This is a genomic window from Butyrivibrio sp. LC3010 (genome assembly GCF_000424385.1).
Lineage (GTDB): Bacteria > Bacillota > Clostridia > Lachnospirales > Lachnospiraceae > Butyrivibrio.
Genome location: NZ_AUJU01000001.1, coordinates 321,579 through 336,683, shown reverse-complemented (window position 1 = coordinate 336,683; position 15,105 = coordinate 321,579). Strand labels below are relative to the sequence as shown.

General features: G+C 39.9%; 18 protein-coding genes and 4 tRNA genes. 2 read left to right on the top strand and 20 right to left on the bottom strand.

What is annotated here, in order from left to right:
• Window positions 1–208: 208 nt before the first annotated feature.
• The 3 genes from G622_RS0101605 to G622_RS25625 form a co-directional block, all read right to left on the bottom strand.
• Window positions 209–760 (bottom strand): hypothetical protein, encoded by a 552-nt coding sequence (locus G622_RS0101605; protein ID WP_155831393.1) that lies wholly within the window; start codon window positions 758–760, stop codon window positions 209–211.
• Complete coding sequence (locus G622_RS21255) at window positions 714–1,139, bottom strand: NUDIX hydrolase (RefSeq protein WP_049945634.1); 426 nt, start codon at window positions 1,137–1,139, stop codon at window positions 714–716. The genes G622_RS0101605 and G622_RS21255 overlap by 47 nt, the downstream gene beginning before the upstream one ends.
• 140 nt (window positions 1,140–1,279) lie before the next feature.
• Window positions 1,280–1,441 (bottom strand): hypothetical protein, encoded by a 162-nt coding sequence (locus G622_RS25625; protein ID WP_155831392.1) that lies wholly within the window; start codon window positions 1,439–1,441, stop codon window positions 1,280–1,282.
• 460 nt (window positions 1,442–1,901) lie between these two features.
• Between G622_RS25625 and G622_RS0101590 the strand changes: the two genes are divergently transcribed.
• Complete coding sequence (locus G622_RS0101590; protein WP_044956900.1) at window positions 1,902–2,756, top strand: Cof-type HAD-IIB family hydrolase; 855 nt, start codon at window positions 1,902–1,904, stop codon at window positions 2,754–2,756.
• Between the two features lie 12 nt (window positions 2,757–2,768).
• Window positions 2,769–3,182 (top strand): hypothetical protein, encoded by a 414-nt coding sequence (locus G622_RS0101585; protein WP_026509213.1) that lies wholly within the window; start codon window positions 2,769–2,771, stop codon window positions 3,180–3,182.
• A gap of 20 nt (window positions 3,183–3,202) precedes the next feature.
• Here the strand turns inward: G622_RS0101585 and G622_RS0101580 are convergent, their stop codons facing one another.
• The 17 genes from G622_RS0101580 to G622_RS0101505 form a co-directional block, all read right to left on the bottom strand.
• Window positions 3,203–4,597: a hypothetical protein gene (locus tag G622_RS0101580; RefSeq protein ID WP_026509212.1), complete on the bottom strand. Its 1,395-nt coding sequence runs from the start codon at window positions 4,595–4,597 to the stop codon at window positions 3,203–3,205.
• A 6-nt stretch (window positions 4,598–4,603) separates the two neighbouring features.
• Window positions 4,604–5,311: a metallophosphoesterase family protein gene (locus G622_RS0101575; RefSeq protein WP_044915872.1), complete on the bottom strand. Its 708-nt coding sequence runs from the start codon at window positions 5,309–5,311 to the stop codon at window positions 4,604–4,606.
• A 270-nt stretch (window positions 5,312–5,581) separates the two neighbouring features.
• Window positions 5,582–6,304 carry a hypothetical protein gene (locus G622_RS0101570; protein ID WP_026509210.1) on the bottom strand — a complete coding sequence of 241 codons (723 nt, stop codon included), beginning with the start codon at window positions 6,302–6,304 and terminating at the stop codon, window positions 5,582–5,584.
• On the bottom strand, window positions 6,282–7,448 hold the full coding sequence (locus tag G622_RS0101565; protein WP_026509209.1) for an ATP-binding protein: 1,167 nt from the start codon (window positions 7,446–7,448) through the stop codon (window positions 6,282–6,284). Before G622_RS0101565 ends, G622_RS0101570 begins: the two co-directional genes overlap by 23 nt.
• Window positions 7,449–7,661: 213 nt before the next feature.
• Window positions 7,662–7,901, bottom strand: a complete 240-nt coding sequence (locus tag G622_RS0101560) for a hypothetical protein (RefSeq protein WP_026509208.1) — start codon at window positions 7,899–7,901, stop codon at window positions 7,662–7,664.
• Between the two features lie 11 nt (window positions 7,902–7,912).
• Window positions 7,913–8,755, bottom strand: a complete 843-nt coding sequence (locus G622_RS0101555) for a TIGR02452 family protein (protein WP_026509207.1) — start codon at window positions 8,753–8,755, stop codon at window positions 7,913–7,915.
• A 31-nt stretch (window positions 8,756–8,786) separates the two neighbouring features.
• Window positions 8,787–9,371, bottom strand: coding sequence for a hypothetical protein (locus G622_RS0101550; RefSeq protein ID WP_026509206.1), 585 nt, complete (start codon window positions 9,369–9,371; stop codon window positions 8,787–8,789).
• Between the two features lie 42 nt (window positions 9,372–9,413).
• On the bottom strand, window positions 9,414–9,788 hold the full coding sequence (locus G622_RS0101545) for a hypothetical protein (protein WP_026509205.1): 375 nt from the start codon (window positions 9,786–9,788) through the stop codon (window positions 9,414–9,416).
• A gap of 24 nt (window positions 9,789–9,812) precedes the next feature.
• Window positions 9,813–10,724, bottom strand: coding sequence for an AAA family ATPase (locus G622_RS25080; RefSeq protein ID WP_081675122.1), 912 nt, complete (start codon window positions 10,722–10,724; stop codon window positions 9,813–9,815).
• A gap of 40 nt (window positions 10,725–10,764) precedes the next feature.
• Window positions 10,765–11,871, bottom strand: coding sequence for an RNA ligase (locus tag G622_RS0101535; protein WP_026509203.1), 1,107 nt, complete (start codon window positions 11,869–11,871; stop codon window positions 10,765–10,767).
• The gene (locus G622_RS24190) at window positions 11,868–12,455 is read right to left on the bottom strand and encodes a metallophosphoesterase (RefSeq protein WP_049945632.1); all 588 of its coding nucleotides are present in this window, start codon (window positions 12,453–12,455) and stop codon (window positions 11,868–11,870) included. The genes G622_RS0101535 and G622_RS24190 overlap by 4 nt, the downstream gene beginning before the upstream one ends.
• Before the next feature lie 18 nt (window positions 12,456–12,473).
• Window positions 12,474–13,520 (bottom strand): RNA ligase (ATP), encoded by a 1,047-nt coding sequence (locus G622_RS0101525; RefSeq protein WP_026509202.1) that lies wholly within the window; start codon window positions 13,518–13,520, stop codon window positions 12,474–12,476.
• 17 nt (window positions 13,521–13,537) lie between these two features.
• Window positions 13,538–14,299, bottom strand: coding sequence for a tRNA(His) guanylyltransferase Thg1 family protein (locus G622_RS0101520; protein WP_242832932.1), 762 nt, complete (start codon window positions 14,297–14,299; stop codon window positions 13,538–13,540).
• 215 nt (window positions 14,300–14,514) lie between these two features.
• Window positions 14,515–14,589 (bottom strand) — tRNA-OTHER (locus tag G622_RS0101515).
• Window positions 14,590–14,671: 82 nt separating this feature from the next.
• A tRNA-Thr gene (locus G622_RS0101510) sits at window positions 14,672–14,745 on the bottom strand.
• A gap of 11 nt (window positions 14,746–14,756) precedes the next feature.
• Window positions 14,757–14,833: transfer RNA gene (locus tag G622_RS25620), tRNA-Ala, on the bottom strand.
• Between the two features lie 84 nt (window positions 14,834–14,917).
• Window positions 14,918–14,988 (bottom strand) — tRNA-Ile (locus G622_RS0101505).
• Window positions 14,989–15,105: the final 117 nt, after the last annotated feature.

Genomic DNA, 15,105 nt, shown 5'->3' with positions numbered 1-15,105 from the left:
AGAATTTTAGTTTGGCTTAAGTAAGATTAGTTATCATAAGAACATCAAGAGGAACACAAAACCTCTTGTAACCCCTCATAAGAACACTTTTCTTCATAAAACACAAGCTGCCAGAAACATGACAATCTGGCAGCTAACCCTCAAAAACTCAGCTGCAGAAATGCAGCTTTTATATATTAATCACATAAGGCTTACGATCACCGTATTTTTACTCATCTTCTTCCTGCCCCTTTTCCTCCTCAAGCACCGACAGAAGAGACGTCGCAAGCGAATCCCCTTTTTCTCTTAACTCTGTCAGGACTCCCTGCTGTTCCTCTATTATAGACAAAGCTTCCTGCTTTCTATCAAGGTTCAGATAACACAGTGCAAGCATAATCCTGTACATGATCTTCCTTCTCGGATCAAGGACAATCTTGTCACCCATATTTTCAAACTCCGAAAGAGCAGCCTGATATTCCTGCTTGCAGACATAGGCTCTTCCCCTGTTCAGATGCAGTATCTGCTTAAGGATTGCCGATTTGGGATTTCCAATCATATCCGTGAGCTCTGCCATGTACATGTCCGGATCCTTCTCCAAAAGCGGATTCAGTGACTCTATCTTTTTCAGAAGTCCCATAGCCCAGACAACATTTATAATTGTAGTTATTATCAGAACAGCTACCCCATATATCAGATAAACTAATATTGATGTAGCCTTATTATCAAATTTCAGGTCACAAAATGCAGCTGCCATTATCGATACGACAAATATTGTCACCAAGCCTACAAGCAACCTCGTTGTCCTTGAACATCTTGCCATGGAACTCCATCTCATATTTTATATGGAACTTACCCGCGAAAGTAAAATCTCCCTCATAGGCTTTTATTCCAAGCTCCTCGAACAATTCTCGCTGAGCTGATTCCAGCGGATCATCACCAGCCTGGATGTGCCCAGCTGAAGAAGTGTCATACATTGAAGGAAACGATTCCTTATTAGCACTTCTCTTCTGCAGCAGCACCTGATATGAATCACCAGCCTTTCGCACTATCCATATATGTGCAGTCCTGTGCGGTATTCCCTTATCATGAGCCTCTGACCTTGTAACTGTCCTGCCCACAGGAAAGCCATTATCATCTGTTACATCAAAAATCTCTTCCAAAAAACTATCCCCCTCACTTCATCATAATGTATCAATATTATAACGTAAAAATCCCCGGAGCATTGACCCAAAATTAGTCAACATCTCCGGGGATATAATCCTATTTGGTTTCATTTCAACTTAATCTATCCTTTGAAGAATCAGAGTGTAAATGTTGCTCCAAAAGCTACTGTCATCTTCTCTCTGTTATAGAATGCTGAAAGCTTCTCAAGGCATTCATCATACATTTTATGGAATGCTTCGTTTCTCTGCTCTCTCTTAACTTCTGCTTTTCTTGTATCCTGAACATCGTTAAATCTCATAGTATTTTACCCCTTTCTTGGTTATGGTATATGTTAGCCAGTTGGCTGTTGCTTTTTTCTTTCTGAGCTTATAATATTATTTCCCGGGTTTTTAAAACACAATATTCATCGTTTTTTCTATCTATTCATTGTGTGCCCTCTCTGTAATTATGTTATACATCACCCAGCAATATCCCCATATCAATTTCATTGGATTTTTATAATTATTATCATGTATTTTTTGATTGGCTCGTTGTTACTAAGGATGACTAAAAAAGAATAAGGGAGTATTTATCAAGATTTCAGGATTTAATGGAATCTAAATAGACAGTTGATGTACCAATTATGACAGAAATAGACTTTCATAAGACAGTTATGGAATTCAAGTAGTCAGTCTGAAATTATATGCCGCACCTTGGCATTTCTTCAAAATCATGTATAATTTGCAAGGATGAACACAGATATACAAGAGGACGTTATTATGCCTATTTCAAATAAAGCTAACAACAAAGAAGGCTTCCTACCCTACAGGCTGATTGCAATGGATATGGATGGCACCCTTCTTACATCGGATAAAAAAATTCTACCTGAGACGCTTGATGATCTTTCATTGGTAGCTGATAAAGGAGTACACCTATCCTACGCAACCGGCAGAGCACTTGTTGAAATGAAGGAGTACTTTGAGATAACTCCCATGATCCGCTATGCCATCTGCTACAGTGGCGCAATAATATATGACTGCATGGACATGAAGGTCATTTACAGAAAAGAAGTACCTTCTTCCTGCTTTGAAAGAATAATTGAAGTCGCAGATAAATACGACGGAATGCTCACTTTCCTCACAGAAAATGAATCCATTGTATCTTCAGCTGATATCAACCACATGGACGATTTCCATATGGGAGTTTACCAGCCAATGTACCTTAAAGTAACCAGACAAGTTGATGACATGGCTGCTGAAAGTCGAAAGCACAATTCCATCACCAAGATAAACATATACTTCCGGAATCAGGAAGACCGTCACCACGGTTATGAGGAATTAAAAGACCTCCCCCTTACATTTGCACTTGCAGAAGAAGCAAGCCTTGAAATGAATGCTGAGGGAGTATCAAAAGGTACCGCCCTTAAGACTCTGTCTTCTCTCCTTGATATCTCCATAGAAGAAACAATGGCTATCGGAGATGCCGACAATGATCGCGATATGTTAACCACCGCAGGAATTTCTATCGTCATGATGAATGCACGCAGTGATATAAAGAAGCTTGCAAACTATATTACAAAAGACAGCGACCATAACGGTGTTGGCTTTGCTATCAGAGATTATTTTGATTTTTAATTGGAGATAACAATGGAAATAAACAAGAATACCCTAACTGAATTCCGAAGAGATTTTAAGGAAGCTGTTGCAAGTCTTGAAGAGAAATATGGTGTGACCATCTCTCTTGGCAGCATCTCATATTCCGAGAATGACTTCACCAGCAAGCTTACCGTAAACAACGGTCATGACAAGGATGATATCGCCCAGAGGGAATTTGACCGCGATGTGTGGAAGTATGCCCACCTTGGTCTTGGAAAAGGTATGTATAAGAGGATCTTCGTTGGTCTTGACGGCAACAAATATGCCCTTCTCGGATTTAATACAAAAGCCCCCAAGTATCCGCTCATCATCCGGAACATACGCGAAAGTACCGTTGTCAGAGCGCCTGAGGGCTTCATTAAAGAGCTTACAAATGAGTATTACGCTGAAAACTTCCTGCTATAAATTGCATCCATGTTTTTATATCAGTCCTGCACCAATACTGCAGGTTCCTCTGGAAGCCATGTGATCTTGTTAAACCAGGCATCCTCATCTTTATAGACATGCGTAAAATCTATGATATCACCATATTCATCCGGAAAAAGATCCGAACAATATCTGGTGTACATATGGTGCGGAACGACTCCTACATAATCTGATCCATCAAAACTTGCCACCATTTCTTCAGCACTTCCAATTATTACCGGAAGGCCTGCATCTGATAGCGCAAGATAAAAGCTTATTGACTCAAACTGTCTGTGAACGCCGACTATATAAAAGTAATATCCTGCCTTCTTGATCTTTTCCTGATACTCTTCCTCTGTAATCTCGCCTCCTCGTAAATCCCATACAAGATCACGTTTATCATTGCAGACATACAGCTCCATATGTGTGCTGTTTCCACCGGGGACAACTTCCCAGGGATGACCACCTTGCTGCTCTCTGTTGTAATACCACTCATCCCAGGCTTTAGGATCTTCAAAATCTATACCCGGACCCTCATTAAGACCATGGCCCTTACCCGTCAGACCTTCGTCCCTTCCATCCGAAAAACGCATATACATCTCTGATAATGAGAATCTACTGGTGTCTTTTCCTATTGCATCATATCCCAGTTTGCATGCCTTGAAGAAATCATTTGCAGTAAAATCTTTGATCCGTCCGATTTTATCCAGATCATTTACACCGGAACCGATCATTTCCCTAAACCGACTCACAGCTTCTTCAGATAATCCATCATAAGCATATTCCTTAGTTTCTGGATCAGTGTTCCAAATATCAGAACGCTTTACCACGCCTGTACGGAATTCATATGGAAGCTCTTTTTCGACAAGATCATTATATTTTCCTTCCTTAAGAAGGCACATGGCCTCCTTTACTGCCGGTATTATAAGTTCACAAAGCTTTATTGCTGCCTCTTCAGCGTAATATCCTCTTCCTTCAAACACTACGTCATCCATGGATGCAGCGATTATTCTCTCATTTCCCAGATCCATGCCATAATAACTAAGTTCACCATTTCTATCGAGGCACCAAGCAACTACAAGTTCATACCAGATATACTCATCCGGATAATCATGATTCCAGCGCTGCTCATATTCCTCATAGGTTTCTACATCACCATAAAGCTTCATATCTTCAAAGCTGTCGTAGTCATCAATCGTACCTCGCGGAATCCTAATCCACAGCGCCTTTACATCACTATTCTTCCTGATTGGTGCCAGCGGCTTTAGTATTTCAAATATTGGTTTCATGGCAGCAAACAATTCCGGCGTTGACTTTCTGGCATTGATCAAATCCCTGCTGTCAAAATAACGAATAAGACTGTCAACGTCCGGTGCCACCAGTTTGTATTGTTTATCATCATCCTCAAAAAACATAATTCTTCACTGCTCCTCAGCTTCTGAATAAGACCTTCCTTCAGTATCTACAATATATAGTTTCTGATTACCATAAGCACTACCGTCAGAGTATGTCGAGAAAAGATCCAAAGACAATACTCCACCCAGGTTGAGTGGTTCCTCCACTGGAGTGTGCCCAACTACCTGGTAAAAAACGTCATCCCTGAACATCCTGTAAAAATCATTTTGAGGTCTTGCCCAGATTGGCGAACTGTTTCTCCATAACTGATCCTTTTTCATATGATTAATTTTTGTGATAATCTCATCTATGTCTTTGATATGATATCCACATGCATGAAGTACAAAAGTCTCAGTAAGTCCCGCATGACTGAAAAGAGTATTTTCAATCTTATGCACGAATCTGTAGCGATCCTCCAGCACACGCTCTAGCTTGGTAATCCCTTCAATAACCGTTTCCCTTGCTTGTATTGAATAACCTGATTCCATAGCATCCCAAAGATATGAAACATCATGATTTCCATAACACCATAGGGATTTGTCATGAGTTTTCCCAAACTCTGCAGCCCTGTCCAATGTCTCCCTATAAACATCGAGGTCATTTCCCCTGTTCCAATCGTCTACAAGGTCTCCAAGAATTACAATGTCATCAAAAGAATCCCTAGTTACTTTATCTGCTTTATCAAAAATCCAGGGCTTTAAATGCACATCTGGAATAACCAACACTCTGCTCATTTCTAATATGTAATTCTACGGAACGTGACGGAATAATACGTTCTCTTAGAAATAGAACTTTAGGTTCGAGAATTTCGAACAAAAGGACAAAAGAAAAAGCACCAGCCACAAGTGCAGCGCACTCATGAGCTGATGCTCAGTATTACGACTATATTTCATCCATCTCAGCCAGACAGCTAACTATTATTTTTTGTATTTAAAAACATCCATACTGGCTATTTGTGCAATTCCCTTGGCCAAAAAAAGATGCCGAGGAATGTTTATCGGTTTCTATAGCATCACAAACACCTTCACGTTTTTACTCATGTCAGTTTTCTCATAGGTATCCCTAAATACATCGATATTGTCTATTATTCTGGCTTTATCATATATTAAAAAGAAAATGTTTTTATTATCATAGTGAACAATGTCAGATGCTACTTCCTCTGAAAGCTTTTTAGCGGAAAGGCTATCTCTTGTACATTTTAACTCTATCGCAATGTCAAACTCATCAATACATATGTCTTTTCTAACAGCACACGCTCCTGCATCCTGATACTCTTCTATTCTGGCAAGCGGAAACACTGCTCTTAGCAGAGCATATACTATATGTTGCAGATCATATTCATTACCAATATCAAAACACTTTTGCATACTCAAAATACTGTCAGTGCATTTAGTATGTGGCTGTCGCTTAAACATATCCTGCAGATAAAGCTGCACCTTTCCTAATACTCTCTCAACGATGCAACATGCTTCTTTCTCGCTGACGTGATTAAATTGGGGTTCACTCTTAAGTATGCTGATAGCTCTTCTTTTGGATTCCTGTAATAGTTCCTTCTGGCCAATTACAGAAAATCTATTATTTGATATCGGTATAAGCTGCTCTAAGCCATCTGCGATTTCTTTGGATCCCTCTGATTTCAATTCATCTATGATATCTAAAATTGCTCTTTCTAACGCTTTAGTGTCTTCTATAGCCTGAATAAACTCAATACTCTGTTCCCTGTTCATTGCGCCCCCAACGTAAATAGAATAAGAATAATGCTTCTATAACATACAGTACGTTATCTCTCCACTCAAGAACCTCAAAAGTTCTGTTTTTATCGTTTAGGACTTCCTGTATGTTGCCCAGATATTCTTTTAATGATTTAGGTGTAACCTTATCATCTCCAACAATTGTTTTATTGATTCTCGTCAACAGGTCATCGAATCCAATCTCCTCTATAGGCGGATCCTGAGCAATAGCTTCAAGTATAAGCGAATATAAATCCAACTCTCCCTTGCTTGTACAATATTTTTTTCGTTCTCTACCACGTTTTGTCTTTCCATTACTGATAACAGCAGTGACGTTTTTAAAGTCCAGGTTCAGAGTTGAAAACTTATAAGCTTTTTTTATAATCTCTTCGCTAACATCAACTGCATTACCAGAATCTGCCTTTATAAGCACACACAGATTCAGGCATAACAATTGCATCAATTGAGGTGATGCAAGGCTCTCGCCGACTAAGCTTTCAATATACTTATCATCAACATATATTCCAAGCTGCGCAAATCCTTTTCTTGGAATCTGTCTCAATTCATCCTTAGACCAGGGCTTAATATCGATTATACTTATACGTCCCTGCAGATCAGGATTGGTTCTGATTGCATCGTCACATCTGTGAGGAAGCGAAGATATTATTACCTTTAGTCCTTTCCTGATAGCGTCTTTCAGCTGTTGCGATAAAAATCGCTGTATTTCTTCGCTTGCGTAATGAAAATCATCAATAAGCAGCACAAGTTCATGCTCCTGATAATAAGCTATAACATTTTCTCGTGTTACAATGTACTCCTCAGATATAGAATTATCAGTATTTCCTGTAGTAACCATTCCCGATAAAGGCATCCCTGCCTTTGCACCGATTGTCTTCCATACATTTTCTTTATTCAAAAAGTCTGAACCCAATACTTCTACAAGGTTGTCGATTCCCACAACTCTTTCACACAGTACCGTTTTTCCTATTTTGGATGGACCGGAAATAAGTGTTATATACCCAGACATATTTAACGCCTGCTCAAGTCTCTCCTCATAAGTAAAACCTAGCGCAGCTTCTCTGGAAATATAAGTAGTCACAGGTAATGCCCCTGGCTTAAAAATTTCAGCTGATTTGTTCATGAAAGTGATACCTCCTGTTAATGGTATTATATCACTTTTTAAAGGCTTTTAATGACTTTATTGTATATTTAATGGATTTTAATGTTTTTTAATGGTTTTTAAAGGTTTTAATGCATTTTTATATATTTTTAATGTAAGATAATGGTGAGATACGATTATGTGAGAAAATATTGAAAAATAAGTGGTTTGCCTCATATTCTAATACCTTGCTACTCAGAATTGTTTTGGTTCCAATAGTCTTATCTCTATTGCATAGCAATTTCGCCCATAGCTTAACACTCCCTCTTCTCTGTATTCGCTTCTCACAAGCCCGATACCAAAGACCGTCCTGCTATCATTTTCATGTGGGACATCCTCAACAAATCTGTAATCCATATAATCTCCAGAGAAGTGATCACAAATCTGTATCCTTGCTGTTCTATCTATCATTTGCCTTAAATCGCCAAATTTCATTATCCCTATTCCTATCTGTTAGCTAATAACCTCTTAAACACGTCATAATTTCGGCTATCTCTTGGACTGCAATATACGGCGAACTCTATATTTTTGAACAGGTGTAGGAAGTCGCCTATCACATTTGATGCAGCTTTGGCAACAATATCTGGTTTATTCTGAAATGCTCCACATCCAAATGCCCCCAATATAACTACTTCATCAGCATTAGCCACGGCAACATCCAATATTCTCCTTAGCCTCTTTTCATGAAGCTCAAGCAGATCTTTATCTGATATTTTCACTTTTTTCGTTCCATCGCTCTTATTATATGGATTACTTGGATTTTCCCGTAGATTAGGAGCAGCACAGGTAATAACGTCAACCTCATACCACTGAGTTTCTGGCATGGCAACAGGAGCTGCTGTGTCTGTTTTAAACACTACAACTCCCGGAGTATATATAATGTCATCATTGTGAATTGGATCAGCTGCATTCCTGTGGGGAGCATAAAATCCATTCCACATCTCCTTGGTATTAAGCATGCTGTACAAAGTCGAGCATCTGCACAGACATTCTTCCTGGGCTGTAGATCCCTTAACTACTCCACCGCCCGGATTTGTTGCTGAAGCAAAATTATGAACAGCAACTCTCATCCCTTTGTATGCACTTGCAGCTTCTAATGCTCTTTTCTTTGAGACTATAATCTTAGCCGCCTCATCATATTTATCATTGTCATATGCAAATGTTGAATCGCCCTCCAGAATAAGCTTCTGATTCTCAGATGCCAGTTTTATAGACTCCCTTAATCGACCGTTCTCTTTGCACATTTTTTCCGTATCCTGGAATATTGCTACATTTTCATCTCGTCCCATTATTCTCACCTTCTTATTCTGTCAATTCGTATCATGAATACAATTTCTCTAAAAGAGCTTTATTGTCACAATCATATTTTTCAATCTCATCACAAATCTTCTGCTTAAAGTGTCTGAAGAATAATTCTATGTTCTCCCGTTCAGAACCTGTGTAGTTATTCGTCTGATGATGGTACTTATCCAAACTGTAGATATAGAGAATAGACTTTGAGATTCTCGGGTCAGCATTACATGCAACTCCCACAGCAAAGAAATATATCATAGTAAATGTCTGTTTTCTTGCAGATGCTATCATACATATACGTGGACTCTCCATCTGCAGAATTCTGAACGCATCTTCTTCGAACTTCTTGTTCTCAATATCAGTTTGTGAAAGAGGTCCGTATTTACTCATATCAACCTCTTTCTCATCATGGTCCATAAAGTTACCAAGAAATAGTTTCTGCCCGCAAGAACAGCTGACTGTTATTGCCATGCCAAGAGATGTTGGTGAAAAAGAATAGGAAAACCTGTCTCCAGCCAGTCCCTCAAGACAGCCATCATGAAGCTTTTGGAATTCATTTAGTTTTTTCGCATCTCTGCCTGTTATTTTAAATGTGATGTCCTCAGTTTGCATCTATATTCTCCTGTTTCCATCCTTCTAGTGCCTCATCTTCTCTCATAAAACTAAATCAGCATAATCTCTGGTGTCGTACCATTCTGATTTGTACCAGTCCTCACAGAACTTCATTGTATAATCAACGCCACATTGTTCGCCAGGAACGTCATAGATACTTCCTCCTGGTCCGAGGAATGCACCCCAGTATTCATCAGCTTTCTCACTGTCCCTACTAAGCTCTTTGGCTCTTAGCTCACAAATCCTATACACCGCAAGCGCTCCAGATTCACTATAGTTAAATACATAGATACGTTCATCAGGACTATATAAATCCCCAACATCCTGCAAGTATGTGAACATTTTCTTAGCTGAATCAAATGTAATAGGGCGATATTTAATACTATTTCTATTATTGTTTTCGATTCCCGAATTCATAAGCTACATTCTTTTAACTGATATTCATAAATCCCACGCATCTTCTGTCAGCAAGCTTTCAGGTTCTCCCTTAATTCTTTGCAATGTCTTCCGTTCTGACTCATTTAATTCTGATGTAGTAAAACAATTCGATTCATCTTTTGCAATAAACTTTGCCCATAGAGTATCCATGTCAGAGCAATTACCACATGTTCTTGGACTAAGCACTCCAAACATCCCAATGTGAGGAGGATAATCCCATCCACTCATATATGCCTGCTCAGCAGTTATATATTCTTTTTTTCCACAGACCTCACAATAATGCCAAAAAGGTCTTTTTTTCATAGACTCTATGAGTTTTTCCTTTTCTTCTCTCCTAGCATCTTCAGCCTTAATCATCTCTGCTTCTTTCTGTAGCTCTTTTCTTGCTATATCAACTATTTCAGGCTTAGGATCATCCATTCTTAGGACAGGTTTGCCATTTTTTACAGCAAAGATATTGTCAAAGCCTTCACTTGGGTTTGGAAACTCTATTTCTGTTTCAATAGCTTTATAATATTCAAACCGATCATCTAATCCACGCTTTTGGATATTCATCTTCCACTGATCATCATCAGGGCACATTACATGGACATCTATAGTCACATCACCGCACTTCCTGATTTCATCAATATATGCAATACGTCGCTTGGCCTTATAGAAGGTCTGCTCTACAACAACTTTCTTGCCTGCCTTAACGTCTCTCAAAATATCTTCGAGAAGCATACTATTAGCCTTCATAACACATTTTTTCTGCACAGAAATTGGAATTGCGTCTTCATACCCTGCCTCATCATATGCTCTTTGTTGATAATCATATGCATTTAAAATGTCTACGTCTTCCTGCGAAAACATTTCATTTATATAAAATGATTTTCCAGAAGCAGTTGCTCCGATCACAAAAGTTATAGAACTCATTAAGTCCCTCCCTATAACGTCAATAATAATTTCTCAGCTTTCAATTACTTATCTCAGGATACTCCACAATCAGTTTTTCAACATTTGCCGGTGCAAGCACTGCCATGATATCACTGATGTCCTTTTCGTTCCCAATTGCCTTAAATCCAGCCCATGCGTATGGAGAATCCTTTATGGTCATGGCTACTGCTTTCCTGTCGTGGTCGTATTCTTCATAAAGGCGCCTGGAATAAAGCATCATGTCTTCTGCTTTATGCTTCATCTCAGCAAACTGCCAATCATAGTACTTAATGATATGGGCATTAGCCGGAAAATCTTTTGCCAGCTTTGAAAGATCCTCACCATTACAGAAAAACTCAGCCATTCTCTTTACGGTGAACACTTTATTCGTAGATAATCTGTGCATAGCCACGTATGCCGGAGACTTTATCTTGACCCTGTTATGTTTCTCATCAACCACGACAAAACCCTCATACTCTATCTCGCCACCCTTATTTAGCGCAAGAGCAGCAACAAGACACTCATTCAAAGATATTAGTGCAAAGCTCCTGGGTCTCCTAAATTGCAGAAGCTCTGTATCCAACTCTTCACCTGTAAGATTATTTCTTGCGGTCAGGAAGAACAGCTCAGTCATTTCATATCTGACAACAATCTGACTAAGTGGAGAAACAAGCTCAAAAATGTAGGTATAGTCTTTATTCAGTTCCTCAAAAGGAATCTCATTTACGTTTTCAGCACGGGCAATTATGTCCGCATAAGTCAGTTCGTTATACCCTGGAATAGCAGCATCCTTAGCATCACAGGTAGAACTTGTCGCAAATCTCCAAGCACCTTTGTACCAGAAAAGCTTTATCATAGAGCCATCTATTTTTTCCAGCACCATGGCGCTATTCCAGTCAATATCTGCAGCATACTGTTCCTGTACATTAAAAAACTTATCAAACGGCCAGCAGACCACTACGCGCTGAACCACGTCAATTATAATTCCTCTTGCTTCGCATACCAGTGGATCTGAGAAATCAGCTTCTGCCATATACTTAAAGCAAGCCAAATCACCATTACGGCTTATCCTAATGAGCATTGCATTCAGCTTTTCTTCCCAGCTATCTGTATTATTTTCTATAAACTCTAATATCTTCGATTTCATTGCTGTGTCTCTTTACTAATCCACTTCTTTTCTTTCTTCTCCACTGCATGATCAATCGTGATCCTGTGTATACTGTCGATATCAGATAGAATCCCGTCTTTTATCAGTTTTCCAAGATTGACCGGAGTATATCCGCATACATTGGCTGCAAGGTTTAAATGCTTGCAGCCTTCCTTGTACATCTCCATGTTACTATGGTCATGTCCATGGATGTTAAGACACCACGGAAGTCCGTATACCGGCTCATGTGACAAAAGAATCTTGTCTGCTATAAATAGTGGACCGGAATATATCTCATTGAAAAGGTCCTTGTAATCTCCCCTTCTGTCATGGTTTCCAAGAAGCAGTATCTTCTTTCTGACCCTGAGCTTTTTTATATATTCAGGACTTCCAACATCTCCCAGGCAGACAAATGTGTCATTTTTCATGATCACAGAATTCAGGATATTAACCTGTTCATCTGGTTCTATCCAGTCAGGGTCCATGAGTTTACAATCAGAATCTTTAAAATGCGTATCAGACAGGATATAAACAGATCCATTTTCTGACCAGTGCCTGAATGGTTCATATAAAGTTGATATCATGCTGCCTCCCGTCTATGATCACTCATCATTTTTCATTAGATACTTGTTGTTTATCACTTTCATTGATAAAGGCCCGCTAAGTGTATAAGAGTGAACAGGCGTAACAGGCCTTATTACTATTCCCTCTCGTATTGTCCCATTGTATCCAACACCTTCTGCCCTTGCTAATAGAGCCGCCTCATCAGGATACTTTGCTAAGAGATCATCGCCTTCCTCTTCCACCGGAACCATCTGACATCCGACATATCTGCAGATTTCCTTAAGCGTTGCCAGGTCAGTTCTCTTATCATCAGCTCTTGCCGTAAATGCAAACCACTCTGGCTTCTTAAGCCTAAGTCTGTTCTTCTGTATTCCTTCCCCGCACCATTCTCCCTGGAGAACCAAAGAGCTCAGTCCATGTTCCTCTGCATATACCTTCATCTTTTCTGGAATACCTGCTGTTTTTACATGCTCCACAAACGCTGACTTTCCGTCATCCTTATAAGTGAAGTTATGGCCGGTAAAAGAAATTTCTCCGTCCCTTACACCTATGGAATGGCTTGAACCATCCATCTTGGTTGTTATGTAATAAGGCAGCCCCTTAAACTCATTAAGCAGCTCCGGCGCTGACTGTATCCTTGTCTCATCAGTCTTAGGTATATATCCGGGCCGATCACCTATCATGGTTCCTCCTGATCCTGCCCTTTCTGGCATTTCCCACTCGCGAACTCCAAGGATTTCCGTCACATCCATTCCTTCTTCAAGACTCATCCCCTGAAGCTTTGAGAGCTTATCAATCCCAAGGCATAATCCCTGGGATATCTCTCCCCTGAACTTCATAGTCTTTAATCTGAATCCTTCACCCATAAAATCATTACTTCTGTAGGAACTCTTTCTCAGGAATTCAAACTCCTCACATACAGGGAGAAAGGAATCTATCTCGAAATAGACCACCAGATCTCCCACATGAAATTCTCCCTTTCCTCCGACACACTTCCATCCAAGAACCTGAACAAGTTCCAGTCTGTCTGCATCGGGTATTGGAAAGACTTCCTTTATCTTCTGTATTGATGCTAATTTTCTCATTTTTCTTTTCATCCTCCTTAAGTAAATTTCCGAATAAAGCTGCCATATTCATCACCTAACGGCAGTTCGTAATCTACATGTATTCTTTTACGTGTTGTCATCTTTGTTTCACCAGTAAGCGGATTAAATCCTTCTTTTCCATACTCTTCTATCCACATGCCTACGCCTCGTTTCTGCCATGAGGGCAACTTATCATAATTGATTCCTCTGCTGAAAAGCAGCTCATTTTTATACGCAACACCTTTTCCTTTCAACTCTAACGTAGCTTTATGAACTGATGTGCCCTCCTTTCGGAGCATCCAGTAACAATGTGAATTTAGCGCATTCCTGTTAGCATCTTCCTGACGCCATCTGAAGTAATCCTCAACTCTCTCAGCATTTGGAAGAGGCACCATTCTACAGTCAAATGTTGCCGCCATCCCAAGTTCAAGCGAAAAGACTGCGCTTGCTTCAGCAGCAAGTGTTGAATTATACTTGCGCACTTTTCTGCCGAATGCATCTTCATCTGCCGCAAACAATAATGAAATCTCATCGCTTTCTGTATAGGCGTATACTACTCTGAATCCGCAATCCATGAGAGTTTTTGTTGTTTTCACCATCATATCTCTAAACTTTTCATCAAATGGTGCTTCAAAATGACAGACTTCCTTAGTAAGTCTTGTAAAGCCTCTGCCATCAAGCCTTGCCACCATATAAATATCCGGAAGCAATACCTGATCTAAGGACTGCTCGTAAACACGCATCTTTTTGTCCATCTCATCAAAACGCATTTCTATCATCTCTCCCTGCTATACTTATTTTCCCAAATCTTGTAAATCCGACTGTTACGGCGACGCCCGATAGGTGGACACCATCTGATTTTCACACCACCACCGGATTAATGTGACGGCGCACAATCCATTTAATTAAATGATATCCCTATACATACTGACTGTCAGTTAACTCGTGGTTGATAAAACATGAAGCTGAAACCTGCAAATTTTCTATAGCTTAGTCGCGGGAGCAGGATTCGAACCTGCGTTGCACAGCTTATGAGGCTGGGCTGGAACCATCTCCAGACTATCCCGCAATATAAACGACTCTACAGAGAATCGAACTCTGATCTCCGGATAGACAGTCCGGCATAATAGCCTTTATACTATAGAGCCAAAAGCCTACCCAGGGACTCGAACCCTGAACCCTCTGCTTACAAGGCAGATGCTCTAGCCAGTTGAGCTAGGAAGGCGAAAGCTTAAATGGATCTTGTGGGAATTGAACCCACCTGAATATCCTGCTTGCAAAGCAGGCGACCACCCCATGCAGTCCCAAGACCCGCGGTGCAGAAGTCCGTGCCTGTAGACTTCTGCTAAAGTATTAAGTTTTTCAGGAATAAGAAGTGCCTGCTAACTATTCCCTAATAGGGCGACTGAGAATCGAACTCAGGTTAGATGCATATAAGACACCGGTTCTCACCATTGAACTACCGCCCATCATTTTTTATATTAAAAAAGGACCTACCCACTTTCACGGATAGATCCTAAAACCCTGATTATTATTCCAATGTGCCTGGTATCAGTCTAACATCGGACTTTATAATCTATCCTTC